The 15174-nt window shown below is 70.4% G+C and carries 11 protein-coding genes; 4 read left to right on the top strand and 7 right to left on the bottom strand.

The genetic code is table 11. The annotated features are described in order from the left end of the window. Positions 1 to 39 precede the first annotated feature (39 nt). Positions 40 to 1479 carry a pyruvate kinase gene (pyk, locus tag B085_RS0103665; protein ID WP_018557208.1) on the top strand — a complete coding sequence of 480 codons (1440 nt, stop codon included), beginning with the start codon at positions 40 to 42 and terminating at the stop codon, positions 1477 to 1479. A gap of 311 nt (positions 1480 to 1790) precedes the next feature. Here pyk and B085_RS0103670 read toward each other — a convergent pair whose 3' ends face one another. After that, positions 1791 to 3002: a lytic transglycosylase domain-containing protein gene (locus B085_RS0103670; RefSeq protein WP_018557209.1), complete on the bottom strand. Its 1212-nt coding sequence runs from the start codon at positions 3000 to 3002 to the stop codon at positions 1791 to 1793. Positions 3003 to 3140: 138 nt separating this feature from the next. Here B085_RS0103670 and B085_RS0103675 point away from each other — a divergent pair, with 138 nt between their 5' ends. Then, complete coding sequence (locus B085_RS0103675) at positions 3141 to 4043, top strand: DUF4184 family protein (protein ID WP_026250640.1); 903 nt, start codon at positions 3141 to 3143, stop codon at positions 4041 to 4043. Here the strand turns inward: B085_RS0103675 and polA are convergent. Continuing rightward, the gene (gene polA / locus B085_RS0103680) at positions 3974 to 6709 is read right to left on the bottom strand and encodes a DNA polymerase I (protein ID WP_026250641.1); all 2736 of its coding nucleotides are present in this window, start codon (positions 6707 to 6709) and stop codon (positions 3974 to 3976) included. The genes B085_RS0103675 and polA overlap by 70 nt on opposite strands. Before the next feature lie 67 nt (positions 6710 to 6776). Between polA and B085_RS0103685 the strand changes: the two genes are divergently transcribed. Further along, positions 6777 to 9086, top strand: a complete 2310-nt coding sequence (locus B085_RS0103685) for an FdhF/YdeP family oxidoreductase (RefSeq protein ID WP_018557212.1) — start codon at positions 6777 to 6779, stop codon at positions 9084 to 9086. A 56-nt stretch (positions 9087 to 9142) separates the two neighbouring features. Then, positions 9143 to 9619 (top strand): PaaI family thioesterase, encoded by a 477-nt coding sequence (locus B085_RS0103690; RefSeq protein WP_018557213.1) that lies wholly within the window; start codon positions 9143 to 9145, stop codon positions 9617 to 9619. A 124-nt stretch (positions 9620 to 9743) separates the two neighbouring features. On the opposite strand, the gene B085_RS0103695 is transcribed toward B085_RS0103690, so the two are convergent. The 5 genes from B085_RS0103695 to B085_RS0103715 form a co-directional block, all read right to left on the bottom strand. Beyond that, the gene (locus B085_RS0103695) at positions 9744 to 10511 is read right to left on the bottom strand and encodes an ABC transporter ATP-binding protein (protein ID WP_018557214.1); all 768 of its coding nucleotides are present in this window, start codon (positions 10509 to 10511) and stop codon (positions 9744 to 9746) included. Next, the gene (locus B085_RS0103700; protein ID WP_234018476.1) at positions 10508 to 11416 is read right to left on the bottom strand and encodes an ABC transporter ATP-binding protein; all 909 of its coding nucleotides are present in this window, start codon (positions 11414 to 11416) and stop codon (positions 10508 to 10510) included. Before B085_RS0103700 ends, B085_RS0103695 begins: the two co-directional genes overlap by 4 nt. Before the next feature lie 20 nt (positions 11417 to 11436). Then, positions 11437 to 12804 carry a branched-chain amino acid ABC transporter permease gene (locus B085_RS0103705; RefSeq protein ID WP_018557216.1) on the bottom strand — a complete coding sequence of 456 codons (1368 nt, stop codon included), beginning with the start codon at positions 12802 to 12804 and terminating at the stop codon, positions 11437 to 11439. After that, on the bottom strand, positions 12801 to 13730 hold the full coding sequence (locus B085_RS0103710; protein ID WP_018557217.1) for a branched-chain amino acid ABC transporter permease: 930 nt from the start codon (positions 13728 to 13730) through the stop codon (positions 12801 to 12803). The genes B085_RS0103705 and B085_RS0103710 overlap by 4 nt, the downstream gene beginning before the upstream one ends. A gap of 133 nt (positions 13731 to 13863) precedes the next feature. Continuing rightward, entirely contained in the window at positions 13864 to 15003 is a 1140-nt protein-coding gene (locus B085_RS0103715) for a branched-chain amino acid ABC transporter substrate-binding protein (RefSeq protein WP_234018477.1), read from the bottom strand. Between the last annotated feature and the right edge of the window lie 171 nt (positions 15004 to 15174).

A 15174-nucleotide genomic window follows, 5' to 3' on the forward strand; every position in this document is an offset into this window, starting at 1 on the left:
ACGAGGTACCTACTGTGAAGTAGGTCATAGGCTCGTTCCATGCGCCGAGCAAAAATCGTCTGCACCCTCGGGCCCGCCACCGACTCCTACGACCAGATCAAGGGCCTGGTCGAGGCCGGTATGGACGTCGCCCGCCTGAACATGAGCCATGGTTGCCACGCCGATCACGAGGAGCGTTACCGGCGCGTGCGCAAGGCCGCCGACGAGAGCGGCCGGAGTGTCGGGATCCTCGCGGACCTTCAAGGCCCGAAGATCCGGCTGGGACGCTTCGCGGAGGGCCCCGTACTCCTTGAACGCGGTGACGAGTTCACGATCACCACCGAGGAGATCGAGGGCGACCGACTGGTCTGCGGCACCACCTACAAGGGTCTCGCCGCCGACGTCACCCGCGGTGAGCGGATCCTCGTCGACGACGGCCGCGTCACCCTGGAGGTCACCGGTGTCGACGGCCCCCGGGTCCGCACCCTGTGCATCGAGGGCGGTCTGATCTCCGACAACAAGGGGCTCAACCTCCCGGGTGTCGCGGTCTCCGTGCCCGCCCTGTCCCAGAAGGACGTCGAGGACCTGCGCTGGGCGCTGCGCACCGGTGCCGACATCGTCGCGCTGTCCTTCGTCCGCAGCGGCCGGGACGTCGAGGACGTGCTGCGCATCATGCGCGAGGAGGACCGCCGGGTCCCCGTCATCGCCAAGATCGAGAAGCCGCAGGCGGTCGAGAACCTCGAGGAGATCGTCGCCGCGTTCGACGGGATCATGGTGGCCCGCGGCGACCTCGGCGTCGAGATGCCGCTGGAGGCCGTGCCCATGGTGCAGAAGCGCGCCGTCTCCCTCGCCCGGCGCAACGCCAAGCCGGTGATCGTCGCGACGCAGATGCTGGAGTCGATGATCGACTCCTCGCGGCCCACCCGCGCGGAGGCCTCCGACGTCGCGAACGCCGTCATGGACGGCGCCGACGCGGTCATGCTCTCCGGCGAGACCAGCGTCGGCAAGCACCCCGTCGAGACGGTCAGGACGATGGGCCGGATCGTCGCCGCCGCCGAGGAGGACATGCTCGCGGCCGGCCTGCCGCCGCTGACCGAGCAGAACAAGCCCCGCACCCAGGGCGGCGCCGTCGCGCGCGCGGCCGCGGAGATGGGCGACTTCCTCGACGCCAAGTACCTGGTGGCCTTCACCCAGTCCGGCGACACCGCCCGGCGGCTCTCCCGCTACCGCTCGCCGATCCCGGTGCTCGCCTTCAGCCCCGAGCCCGCCACCCGCTCGCAGTTGAGCCTCACCTGGGGCGTGGAGACCTTCCTCGGGCCGATGGTGCAGACGACCGACGAGATGGTCGAACAAGTCGACGAGGAGTTGCTGCGCATCGGCCGCTGCCAGGAGGGCGACATCGTCGTCATCACAGCGGGGTCGCCGCCCGGCGTCCCGGGGACCACCAACCTCGTGCGCGTGCACCACATCGGGGAGGACGACTCCCCTTCGCACCGCTGACGCCGCTGACCCCGTCGGCGCCGCCGCCCGCGGCCGGGCGGCGGCCGCGCGCCTCCAGCGGGAGCGCGAGCGACAGCAGCGCGGCGCCGAGCGGCAGGGAGCCCCACGGCAGGTAGGAGGTCATCAGCAGCACCGCCTGCCCGCTGGGAACTCACCAGGCCGACGGGGTGCCGGACGTAGTCCTCGCGCATCCTCACATGCCCGGCGAACGCCGTGATCGGCCGCTGCTCCCGTCGGTGAAGCGCATCTCCTCGCGGTGGACCGCCTCCCCGGTGACCCCGGGAGGTGAAATGAGAACAGGTTCTACGGCGTCAGTTGACCGGGCCGGAGGCGGTGCCGCCCTCGGTTTCCGTCGGCGACGGGCTGTCGCTGGGGGAGGCCGTCGCGCACGGGTCGGGCGTTCCGGTCGGCGACGGGGAGGCCGTGTCGGTGGGGGTCGCCGTGGGTGTGCCGGAGTCCGTCGGACAGGTCGGCGGGTCCGTCGGGTCCGCGGGATCCGTCGGGTCCGTGGAGGGGTCCGACGTCGGGGAGCTCGTCGGCGGCGTCGTCGTCGGCGAGGGGCTGCCGGGGGTGCCGATCGTGCCGCTGGAGGACGCGGTCGGGGTGGGCTTCTTCGTCGGCCGGGGCGAGGAACTCGCGCTCGGGGACTTCGACGGCGAGGGCGTGGCGGAGGGGGAGCCGGAGAACGGCGGGTTGCCGGGGGTGTCGCCGCCGGCGCCGCCGATGTCGGGAACGGAGACGACGTCGCCCTCGCGGAAGTGCTCGTACCAGGACAGGACGGTGTTCAGGTACGCGGTCGAGTTGTTGTAGCCCAGGATCGCCTGGTGCAGGTTGCTCTCGATCGACAGGTCGCGGTTGCCCGCGCAGAGGTAGCGGCCGGCGGCGAGCGCCGCGTCGAATATGTTGTTCGGGTCGCTGACACCGTCGTCGTTGCCGTCGGAGCCCCAGGTCTGCCAGGTCGACGGGATGAACTGCATCGGGCCGACGGCGTGGTCGTGGACGCGGTCCCCGTCCCAGGCGCCGTCGTCGGTGTCCGTGATCTTCGCGAAGCCGTTGCCGTCCAGGGTCGGGCCGATGATCGGTGAGATCGTGGTCCCCTCGGAGTCGACGTTGCCGCCGCGCGCCTGGTTGGACTCCACCTGGCCGATCGCGGCCAGCAGTTCCCAGCGCATGTTGCAGCCCGGGTCGCTGGCGGCGAGCGCCGTCTCGGCCCTGCGGTAGGCCTCCAGGACGGTGGCGGGCAGGCCCGTGCCGTCGGTGGTCACGGTGCCGGCGCCGGCGTCCGGGGTGCTGGTGCTGCCCGGAGCGGGGGTGTTGAGCGGCGGGAGCGCGGTGAAGTACTCCGACGAGTTGCCGTCGATGGGATCGCCCGGCGGGGGCACGATCGGGGCGCCGACGCTGGTGTTGAGGACGCCCTGCAGCAGTCCGGGAGCCTGGGAACCCGTCAGCGCCGCCATGGCCGCGGCGGCCACCGCGGTGCCCGCGACTCCCCTGCGGATCCGCCGTCCGTACCGCGCTCGCATACCCGGTGCCCCTCCCCAAAGCCGTATTGCCCGTCTCCCTGCGTGGCAACCCTGGTGACCCTACGGCAACTTCCTGAACGGAGCCACCGTCCCGGACGTCGCATACTGATCGGACCGATGTGTTCCGGAAGAGGTTGCATGCCGTTCACGATCAGTCATGCGTTGGCCGTGCTGCCCGTTCTGCGGCAGGACCGCGCCGGCACCGTACGAGGACGCGGCCCGCTCGTCGCGGCGGCCCTCGTCGCCGGCTCCTTCGCCCCCGACGTGCCCTACTTCGCCGACTCGCTGGTGCGGGGCCTGTTCGGCTACGGGCAGTTCACCCACGCGCCGCTCGGCGTCGCCCTCGTGGACCCGCTCATCGCCGCCGGACTGGTGGGCGGCTGGATGGTGCTGCGCGGCCCGCTGGTGGCCCTGCTGCCCGGGCACCGGCAGGCGGGCATCGCCGCCCTGGCGGGTGTCGGCGACCCGGTGCGGCCCTCGGCCCGCTCGGTCGCGGCCTTCTGGCTGTCGGCCGTGGCCGGGGCGACCACCCACGTGGTCTGGGACGCCTTCACCCACCCCGGGCGGTGGGGTGTGCGCCTGCTGCCCGTGCTCGACCACGAGGTGCACGGCACGGCCCTGCACAAGTACGTCCAGTACGGGAGCTCGGCCCTGGCGCTGGCCGTGCTGGGCTGGTACGGGCTGCGCGCCCTGAGGGCCGCGTCCGATCCGGCCGAAAAGCGTCCCTCCCTCGTGCCCCGGCTCTCCCGCCGGACCCGGCGGCTCGCCCTGGCCGTCCTCGGCGCCACCACGGCCGCCGGGGCCGCCGTACGCGCGGAACAGTGGTACGGGGCGACCGGCGACGCCGCCGGGATGATCCCGGCCGGACTCTTCGGCGCCGGAGCGGGACTCGCCCTGGCCGCCACGACCTGCGCCGGCGCGGTGCACCTCACGCACCGCGCCGCCCGCCGCGACGGCCGGGGGACGCCCGGTCAGTGGGCCGCCGACTCCCAGTCCGGACCGACGCCCACGGAGACGTCCAGCGGCGCCCGCAACGGATAGGCGGCCGCCATCTCGCGGCGGACCAGCTCCTCCACCGCGGCCCGCTCCCCGGGCGCGACCTCGACCACGATTTCGTCGTGCACCTGGAGCAGCAGCCGCGACCGCAGCCCCTCCCGCCCGAGTGCCGCGTCCACCTTCAGCATCGCGACCTTGACGATGTCGGCGGCCGAGCCCTGGATCGGCGCGTTGAGCGCCATCCGCTCGGCCATCTCCCGGCGCTGCCGGTTGTCGCTGGTGAGGTCCGGCAGGTAACGGCGGCGGCCCATCAGCGTCTCGGTGTAGCCCGTGACCCGGGCCTCCTCCACCACCCGCTGCAGATAGTCCCGCACCCCGCCGAACCGCTGGAAGTACGTCTCCATCAGGCCGCGCGCCTCGGCCGCCTCGATGCCCAGCTGCTGCGACAGGCCGAAGGCCGACAGCCCGTACGCCAGGCCGTACGACATCGCCTTGATCTTGCGGCGCATCTCGGCGTCCACCTGCTCCGGCGGCACCGAGAAGACATAGCTGCCGACGGTGGTGTGCAGGTCCTCGCCGGAGTCGAAGGCCGCGATCAGGCCCTCGTCCTCCGACAGGTGGGCCATCACCCGCAGTTCGATCTGGCTGTAGTCGGCGGTCAGCAGCGACTCGTAGCCCTCGCCGACCACGAATCCGCGGCGGATCGCCCGGCCCTCGTCGGTGCGCACCGGCACGTTCTGCAAGTTGGGGTCGGTCGACGACAGCCGGCCCGTGGCGGCCACGATCTGGCTGAACGTGGTGTGGATCCGCCCGTCGGGAGCGATCGTCTTGACCAGCCCCTCGACCGTCACCCGCAGCTTCGCCTGCTCCCGGTGACGCAGCATGATCACCGGCAGCTCGTGCTCGGTCTGCGCCGCCAGCCACGCCAGCGCGTCCGCGTCGGTGGTGTAACCCGTCTTGGTCTTCTTCGTCTTGGGCAGCCCCAGCTCGCCGAAGAGCACCTCCTGGAGCTGCTTGGGCGAGCCCAGGTTGAACTCGTGCCCGACTGCGGCGTGCGCCTCCTTCACGGCGAGCTGCACCTCGCCCGCGAACCGCTGCTCCAGACGCTCCAGATGCTCGCGGTCAGCGGCGATGCCCGCCCGCTCCATCCGCGCCAGCAGCGCCGAGGTCGGCAGCTCCACCTCGCGCAGCAGCCGCAGCGCGCCGTCCTGCTCCAGCCGCGCGGCGAACGCGTCACCCAGGTCCAGCACCGTGCGCGCCTGCACCATCAGCGCCTCGGACTCGGCCTCGTCGTCGGCGCCGAAGGCCAACTGCCCGTCCTCGCCGCCCGCGGGGGCCAGCTCCCGACCCAGGTACTCCACCGACAGGTCGTCCAGCGCGAACGAGCGGCGGCCGGGCTTCACCAGATACGCGGCCAGCGCCGTGCACATCGCGACCCCGTCCACGCCCCAGCCGTGCTCGGCCAGGACCCGCGTCACGTTCTTGGCGTTGTGCAGGACCTTCGGCCGCGCGCCGTCCGCCAGCCACGCGGCGAAGGCCCGCTCGTCCTTCTCGTCCAGCGCCGCCGGGTCGAACCACGCCGCCGGGCCCTGCGCCGTCGCCAGAGCCACCTCGGACACGCTGCCCGCGCCCAGCGCCCACGCGTCGACCGTCGCCACGCCCAGCGGCCCCCCGGCGTGCTCCGCCAGCCAGTCGGCCAGCTCGCCCGCGGCCAGCACCCGGCCCTCGACGGCGACGCCGCCGGCGACCTCCTGCGTGGCCTGCTCCTCGGCGCCCGGGTCGGCCGCGTACAGCCGCTCCCGGAAGTTGGGGTGGCGGAACTCCAGGGTGTCCAGCACGTCGTCGAGCGCGGCCCGGTCGTACGGCTGCCGTGCCAGCTGCTCCGGCCCGCACGGCAGCTCCACGTCCCGCACCAGCTCCGTCAGCCGCCGGTTGAGCTTCACCGACTCCAGGTGCGCGCGCAGATTCTCGCCCGCCTTGCCCTTCACCTCGTCCGCGCGCTCCGCGAGCTCCGCGAACGACCCGAACTGGTTGATCCACTTGGCGGCGGTCTTCTCGCCGACACCCGGGATGCCGGGCAGATTGTCCGACGGGTCGCCGCGCAGCGCCGCGAAGTCCGGGTACTGCGCGGGGGTCAGCCCGTACTTCTCCTCGACCTTGCCCGGGGTGAACCGGGTCAGCTCGGAGACGCCCTTGGTCGGGTACAGCACCGTGACGTGGTCCGAGACGAGCTGGAAGGAGTCGCGGTCCCCGGTGACGATCAGCACCTCGAACCCCAGCGCCTCGGCCTGCGTGGCCAGCGTGGCGATCACGTCGTCCGCCTCGTAGCCCTCCGTGGCGAAGCGCTGCACATGCATCGTGTCCAGCAGCTCGCCGATCAGCGCCACCTGGCTGCGGAACTCGTCCGGCGTCGCGGACCGGGTCGCCTTGTACTCGGGGAACTCCTCCAGCCGCCAGGTGCGCCGCGAGACGTCGAAGGCGACCGCGAGATGCGTCGGCTGCTCGTCACGCAACGTGTTCGCCAGCATCGAAGCGAAGCCGTACACCGCGTTCGTGGGCTGGCCGGTGGTGGTGTTGAAGTTCTCCACGGGCAGTGCGTAGAAGGCCCGGTACGCCAGCGAATGCCCGTCCAGCAGGAGCAACCGGGGCCGCTCACCCCCCTGGGGTGCGGTGCCGGTCGCTGCGCTCGTCTTCTCTGCCTTTGCTGCCACGTCCCCGATCCTCCCACGCCCGACTGACACTGCCGGTCCGCGGTCTCGCCGTGGCAGGATCGAAGTCATGGCAGGCAAAGCACCCGCAGGCGACCCCGTCCAGGACGCACCCGAGGTCAGCGCCCCGCAGCACGCCGCTGCCGGGCTCACGGCCATCGGGCACACCCTTCGCGTCGCGCAGCAGCAGATGGGGGTGCGGCGCACCGCGCTCACCCTCCTCAAGGTCAACCAGAAGGACGGGTTCGACTGTCCCGGCTGCGCCTGGCCGGAGCCGGAGCACCGGCACACCGCCGAGTTCTGCGAGAACGGCGCCAAGGCCGTCGCCGAGGAGGCGACTCTGCGCCGGGTCACCCCGGACTTCTTCGCCGCGCACCCCGTCGCCGACCTCGCCCGGCGCAGCGGCTACTGGCTGGGCCAGCAGGGCCGCCTCACGCAGCCCATGTACCTGCCCGACGGCGCCGACCACTACGAGCCCGTCCCCTGGGAGCGTGCCTTCGAGATCGTCGCGGACGAGCTGAACCGCCTGGCGGGCCCCGACGAGGCCGTCTTCTACACCTCCGGCCGCACCAGCAACGAGGCCGCGTTCCTCTACCAGCTCTTCGCCCGCGAGTTCGGCACCAACAACCTGCCCGACTGCTCCAACATGTGCCACGAGTCGTCCGGCTCCGCGCTCGCCGAGACCATCGGCATCGGCAAGGGCAGCGTCCTGCTGGAGGACCTCTACCGCGCCGACCTGATCATCGTCGCCGGGCAGAACCCCGGCACCAATCACCCCCGCATGCTCTCCGCCCTGGAGAAGGCCAAGGCGAGCGGCGCCAGGATCGTCACGATCAACCCGCTGCCCGAGGCGGGCCTGCAGCGCTTCAAGAACCCGCAGACCCCCAAGGGCCTGGCCGGCGGCGGCACCCCGCTGGCCGACCTCTTCCTGCAGATCCGGCTCGGCGGCGACCAGGCCCTCTTCCGCGCGCTCAACAAGGCCCTCCTGGAGGCCGAGGACCAGGCGCCCGGCACCGTGCTCGACCAGGCCTTCATCGCCGGGCACACCCACGGCTTCGAGGAGTGCGCCGCCGCCGCCCGCGCCACCGGCGCCGACGAGGTGCTGCGCGCCACCGGGCTGCCGCAGTCCGAGATCGACGAACTGCTCGCCATGGTGCTCGGCGCCAAGAGCGTCATCGTCTGCTGGGCGATGGGCCTCACCCAGCACAAGCACTCCGTGCCCACCATCAAGGAGGTCGTCAACTTCCTCCTCCTGCGCGGCAACATCGGCCGTCCCGGCGCAGGCGTGTGCCCCGTGCGCGGCCACAGCAACGTCCAGGGCGACCGCACCATGGGCATCTACGAGAAGCCCGCACCCGCCTTCCTCGACGCCCTGGAGAAGGAGTTCGGCTTCGCCCCGCCCCGCGAGCACGGCCTGGACACCGTCGCCGCCATCCGCGCCCTGCGCGACGGCGACGCCAAGGTCTTCTTCGCCATGGGCGGCAACTTCGTCGCGGCCTCACCGGACACGGACGTCACAGAGGCGGCCATGCGCCGCGCCCGCCTCACCGTTCACGTGTCCACCAAGCTCAACCGCTCCCACGTGGTCACCGGCGCCCGCGCCCTGATCCTGCCCACGCTGGGCCGCACCGAGAGGGACGTCCAGGCGGCCGGCGAGCAGTTCGTCACCGTCGAGGACTCCATGGGCATGGTGCACGCCTCACGCGGCGGCCTGGAGCCCGCGGGCCCCCTCCTGCTGTCGGAGCCCGCCATCATCTGCCGTCTCGCCCGTGCCGTCCTCGGCCCGGACAGCCGGGTGCCCTGGGAGGAGCTCGAGGTCGACTACGACCGGATCCGCGACCGCATTTCCCGGGTGGTCCCCGGCTTCGACGACTTCAACGTCAAAGTGCGCCGCCCCGGCGGCTTCACCCTCCCGCACGCCCCGCGCGACTCCCGCAGCTTCCCCACCGCCACCGGGCTGGCCAACTTCACCGCCGCGCCCCTGGAGTACCCGCACGTTCCCGAGGGACGGCTGCTGCTGCAGACGCTGCGCTCGCACGACCAGTACAACACCACCATCTACGGCCTCGACGACCGCTACCGCGGCATCAAGGGCGGCCGCCGCGTCGTCCTGGTCCACCCCGACGACGCCGGCGCCCTCGGCTTCGCCGACGGCTCCTACACCGACATCGTCAGCGAGTGGACGGACGGCACCGAACGCCGCGCCGAGGGCTTCCGGGTGGTCCACTACCCGACGGCCCGCGGCTGCGCCGCCGCCTACTACCCGGAGACCAATGTGCTGGTCCCTCTCGACCACACCGCCGACACCAGCAACACTCCGGCCTCCAAGTCCGTCGTCGTCCGGCTGGAACGGACCACCCCGGTCGGCGGTCCCCGCTGACCGTCCGGTAGAAAACGGGCCAGTACACCGAACGACGACGATCGGAGCCACCGTCCATGGGCGAGCAGACCACCACCAGCCTTTTCTCTCCGGAGGTCATCGAGCAGTACGCCGGTCTCGGCGTCGACCTGGTGGCGCTCTTCTCCGCCGGCGACCTCGGCTCCCGCATGGGCGTCGAGATCGTCGAGGCGACCGCCGAGCGCGTCGTGGCCACCATGCCCGTCGAGGGGAACACCCAGCCCTACGGGCTCCTCCACGGCGGCGCCTCCGCCGTCCTGGCGGAGACCATCGGGTCCATCGGCGCCATGCTGCACGGCGGCCCCGGCAAGATCGCCGTCGGGGTCGACCTCAACTGCACCCACCACCGCGGCCTGCGCTCCGGCAAGGTGACCGGGGTCGCCACCCCCGTCCACCGCGGCCGCTCCTCCGCGACCTACGAGATCGTCATCAGCGACGAGCAGGACCGCCGGGTCTGCTCCGCCCGCCTCACCTGCATGCTGCGCCCGGCCACCCCGGGCACCGTCGCCCCCTGACGACCTGCCGTACGGCGCGGCACGCGCCACGCACGGCCCGCACGGCCCGCACGAGGAGAACGGCTCCCGGAATGCTCCGGGAGCCGTTCTCCTCGCCGTATGACGCGCCGTACGGCGCCGGACGTTACGCCGCGCCCTCACCGAGGTAGGCGGCACGCACGCGCGGGTCGGACAGCAGGGCGGAGGCGTCGTCCTCCATGACGATCGCACCCGTCTCCAGCACATAGCCGCGGTCGGCCAACTGCAGCGCCTGGGAGGCGTTCTGCTCCACCAGCAGCACCGTGGTGCCCTGGTCGTTGATCTCCTTGATGATCTCGAAGATCTGCTGGACGATCAGCGGCGCCAGACCCATCGACGGCTCGTCGAGCAGCAGCAGGTTCGGGCGGCCCATCAGCGCTCGGCCGATGGCCAGCATCTGCTGCTCACCGCCGGACAGGGTGCCCGCCAGCTGCGTACGCCGTTCCGCCAGGCGCGGGAAGAGGTCCAGCACCCGCTCCAGGTCTTCCTTGGGGACGCCCTTGAACCGGTACGCGCCCATCTCCAGGTTCTCCAGCACCGTCATCACCGGGAAGACCCTGCGGCCCTCGGGGGACTGGCCGATGCCGAGCTCCACGACCTTGTGCGAGGGAACGCCGTCGATCCGCTCGCCGCCCAGCCGCACCTCGCCGTGGCGCGGCTGCAGCAGACCGGAGATCGTGCGCAGGGTGGTGGTCTTGCCGGCGCCGTTCGCACCGAGCAGGGCCACGACCTCGCCCTGCCGGACCGTCACATTGATGCCCTTCAGCGCCTGGATCGCGCCGTAGAACACCTGCAGGTCGACCAGCTCCAGCATCGCCGGGGCCTCGGTGACGGAACCAGCCGTCTCCTTCTCGAAGTTGGCGGCCTCGGTCATCGGCCCTCCTCCTCGGACTCACGCGGCGCGGGGACTTCGGGAACATCGGCCGCATGGTGCGACTCGGCGATCTCCACCATCTCCGCGACGGCCTCCACGGCCTCCTCGTCGGCCGAACCCAGGTACGCCTCGATCACCGCGGGATCGCGCTGCACCTCCTCGGGCAGACCCTCGGCGATCACCTTGCCGAAGTTCAGCACCATGACGCGGTCCGCGACCGACATCACGAGCTTCATGTCGTGCTCGATCAGCAGCACGCTGACGCCCAGATCCTGGTTGATCCGGCGGATCAGCTGCTCCAGCTCCAGCTTCTCCGTCGGGTTCGTACCGGCCGCCGGCTCGTCCAGCAGCAGCACCTTCGGGTCGGTCGCCAGCGCCCGGGCGATCTCCAGGCGCCGCTGGTCACCGTAGGACAGACTGGCGGCCAGCTCATTGTGCTTGCCCGCCAGGCCCACGTACGACAGCAGCTCCTGCGCCCGCTTGTCGCTGGCCTTCTCGTCCCGGCGCGCCCACGGCATGCCCAGCATGATCGAGATCGCTCCCGACTTCTGCCGCGACTCCGCCGCGATCTTGACGTTCTCCAGGGCCGTCAGGGCGGCGAAGAGCCGGATGTTCTGGTAAGTGCGGGCTACGCCATAACGGTTCACCAGGTAGGGCTTGGCGCCGAGCAGCTTGCGCTCCGCACCGCCCTCCTCGTGGAAGGTGATCGCTCCCTCCTGCGGGACGTACACGCCCGTCAGGGAGTTGAACAGCGAGGTCTTGCCGGCGCCGTTCGGGCCGATCACCGCGAGGATCTCGCCCCGCCGCATCGTCAGGTCGACCTCCGAGAGGCTGGTGAGACCGCCGAACCGCAGCGTCACGCCGCGGGCCTGCAGCACCGCATCGCCGGTCTGCGCGGGCTGCACGCCCGCATCCTTCACCGCGTTCACGACTTCACGCCTCCCGTCGGCTCGGTCATCGCATCGGCGTCACCGATGCCCGCCTCCGCCATGTGCAGCTCGCGCTGCCTGCGGCGGGAAGGGATAACACCCTGCGGACGGAAGATCATCATGATGACGAGCAGCGCACCCAGGTAGATGAAGCGGTCCTGCTCCGGAACATAGTCGCGCAGCGCGTTCGGCAGCCACACCAGCAGCGCGGCACCGAACAGCACGCCCGCGATGGAGCCCATGCCGCCGAACACCACGTACGCCAGCGCGAGCACCGACAGCACGATGGTGAAGTTCTCCGGGTTGATGAAGCCGACCTTGCTGGAGTACACCACGCCCGCCAGACCCGACGTCGACGCGCCGATAGCGAACGCCAGCAGCTTGTACCGGACGGTGTTGATGCCCGTCGCGGAGGCGGCCACCTCGTCCTCCCGGATCGCCGTCCAGGTGCGGCCGATCCGCGAGTGCTCCAGGCGGTTGTACAGGAAGATCAGCACCACCAGGAAGAACAGCAGCAGGTACCAGTACGGCAGCGGGTCCAGCGTCCAGTCGTAGTTGATCGGACCGATGTGGATCGACGGGTGCGGGATGCCGATGACACCGCGCGAACCGTTGGTGAAGCCGTCCGAGTTCTTGGCCACCAGGTACACGATCTCGTGGAAGCCCAGCGTCACGATCGCCAGGTAGTCACCGCGCAGCCGCAGCGTCGGGGCGCCCAGCAGCACACCGGCGATCAGGCAGGTGACGATGGCGAACGGGATCGACTCCAGCGCGCCCACCGTGAACGGCGGCTTCACCGGCATGTGGCCGGTCCAGAAGGCGCAGGAGTACGCGCCGATCGCGTAGAAGGCGATGAAGCCCAGGTCCAGCAGACCGGCCCAGCCGACCACCACGTTCAGACCGACCGCGATGATCATGAAGATCCCCATCTGCGTGACGAGGACCTCCTGCCAGAACAGGCTGGTGTTCGCGGGGATGACGATCGCCAGCACCAGGACGACCACCAGGGCGCCCAGCCGCAGCCAGCCGTTGGACCGGAACATCGCCCGGGTCGGCTCCAGCGACTTGTTGACGCCCTGCGCACCCTGCCGGGCCGCCTGGCGCACCGGAGCGCCGAACTCCACCAGCGCCCAGACACCCACCAGGATGGCGATGCAGATGTACAGCCGCGCCGACTCGAAGGCGCCGGTGAAAGCCGACAACTTCTCCGCCGGGTTGCCGTCCTCGCCCGTCATCAGCGCGAGGATGAAGCCCAGCGCCACCATGCCGAGCAGGCGGGTCCAGCGGGGCTGCTGGTACCAGGCCTTGCGGCGCAGTTTGGCCACGTCCACCGAGAAGGACTTGGCAGCGGTCGTGTCGCTCATGCCGACCTCCCCAGACGCTCGCCCATGATGCCCGTCGGACGGAACATCAGCACCAGGATGAGGACCACGAACGCGGTCACGTCGATCCACTGGGTGCCGAAGAGCGGGGAGCTCAGGTTCTCGACGATGCCCAGCAGCAGGCCGCCCAGCATCGCACCGCGGATGTTGCCGATACCGCCCAGCACCGCCGCCGCGAAGGCCTTGATGCCCGGCAGGAAGCCCACCGTGAACCAGACCTGGCCGGAGATGCCGAAGCCGTACAGGAAGCCGGCCGCACCGCCCAGCAGACCGCCGATGATGAACGTACGGGAGATGATCTTGTCGATGTCGACACCCATCAGACCCGCCGTTTCGGCGTCCTGCGCCACGGCCCGGATGCCCGCACCCATCTTCGTGCGGTTGACCACCAGGTCCAGGCCGATCATCATCGCGACCGCGGAACCGATGATGATCAGCTGCGTGATCTTCACCGGGGTGCCGAAGACGCTGAAGACCTCACCGTTGGTGTACAGCTCCGGCATCGGCACGGGGTTGCGGCCCCACAGCTTGCCCGCCAGGTTGTACAGGAAGAACGACGCGCCGATGGCGCTGATCAGGAAGACCAGCTTGGGGGCGTTGCGCTTGCGCAGCGGCTTGTACGCCGCCTTCTCCAGCCCGAACGCCGTCAGCGCTCCGACCAGGGCGCCGGCGATCATGCCGACGATCACCCACACGACGGAGGTGAACCCGTGCGGGGACTGCGGGGCGAGCTCGGAGAGCACGACGAGCGAACCGAAGCCGCCCATCATGAAGACCTCGCTGTGCGCGAAGTTGATGAGCTGGAGCACGCCGTAGACCAGGGTGTACCCGATCGCTATGACGGCGTACATGGAACCCGTCGTCAAGCCTGGGATGAAGTAGTCCCAGAAGTTGTGGAAGAGATTCATCGTGCGTGGGAATCCTTGCTGAAGCCGGTGAAGGGCGGCGAGAACACGTCCGGTACAGCGATGGGGAGCGCGGGGCGGCGGCCGGAATCCGTGCCGCGTCCCGCGCCCCCCACCTCAGATGCCGGTTGCCGGATCAGCCGTTGCTGAGGGTGGCCACGTCACCCAGGTAGCCGATCTTGCCGTCGGCGACCTGGTACAGGTACACGTTCTTGGTCTTCAGCTCGCCCTTGTCGTCGAAGGCGAACTCCTTGGTCAGACCCTTGTAGTTGACGCCCTTCAGGGCCGCCAGCAGCTTGTCGCGCGTGACGTCCTTACCGAGCTTCTTCATCTCGGAGATGATCAGGTTCGCGATGTCGTACGACTCGGCCGAGTAGGTGCCCGGAGGCGTGTTGAACTTCGCGGTGTACGCCTCGGTGAACGCCTTGGTGCTCTCGTTCTTCGTGGCGTCGGTGCACGGGCAGGTCAGGAACCACTTGTCGGCCGCGGCGCCGGCCAGCTCCACGAACTTCGCGTCGTTGGAACCGTCACCCGAGATGCCGATGCCCTTGAAGCCACCGTCCTTCAGCTTCTTGGCGAACGGCGCCAGGTCCGCGTAGTAACCCGCGTAGATCAGCGCGTCGGCGTTCGAGTTGACGACCTTCGTCGCGGCGGCGGTGTAGTCCGGGGTCTTCGCCGGGACGGAGTCCGTCTCCACCGTGACGCCCGCGGCCTTCAGGCTGTCGATCGCGACCTTCGCCAGACCGACGCCGTACTCGCTCTTGTCGTCGATGACGAAGACCTTCTTGGCCTTCTCCTTCTTCGACAGGTACTCGGCCATGCCGGCACCCTGCTCGTTGTCGTTCGGAGCACCGCGCAGGAACGAGGTGAAGCCCTGGCTCGTCAGGTCCGGGTTGGTCGCCGACGGCGTCACCGCGGCGAGCTGCGCCTGGGCGTACAGGCCACCCGAGGCCTTCGTCGGGCCGGAGAACGCCGGGCCGACGACGGCGACGACGCTGGTGTCACCGATGAGCTTCTGGGCGGCAGCGGGCGCCTGGTCCGGCAGACCCTGGTCGTCACCGTCCACGACCTTCAGCGTGAAGGGCAGGTCGCCCTTCTTGTTGGCCTCTTCGACAGCCAGCTTCAGGCCGTTGTCCTCGTTGATGCCCAGCGCGCTGTTGTCGCCGGACAGCGGACCCTGGAAGCCGATGGAGAACGTCGGCTTGCCGCCGCCGCCCTTGCCGCTGTCGTCCTTGCCGCCACCGCACGCGGTGAGCGCGAGAGCGCCAACTGCCACCGGGATAGCAAACTTGACGAACTTGTTGTTGAGCACTACGACCCCCTGGAGCCGCCCAATGAGATTACGAGTCGGCGGGCCGTAGGCCCTCCGGATTGCGACCGCGTGAACAACACGCGGGTTGGCGGGAATGTAATCCGCTGATCAGGCACACAGATAGGTCGTAGGAAG

The organism is Streptomyces sp. BoleA5, from assembly GCF_000373665.1.
Lineage (GTDB): Bacteria > Actinomycetota > Actinomycetes > Streptomycetales > Streptomycetaceae > Actinacidiphila.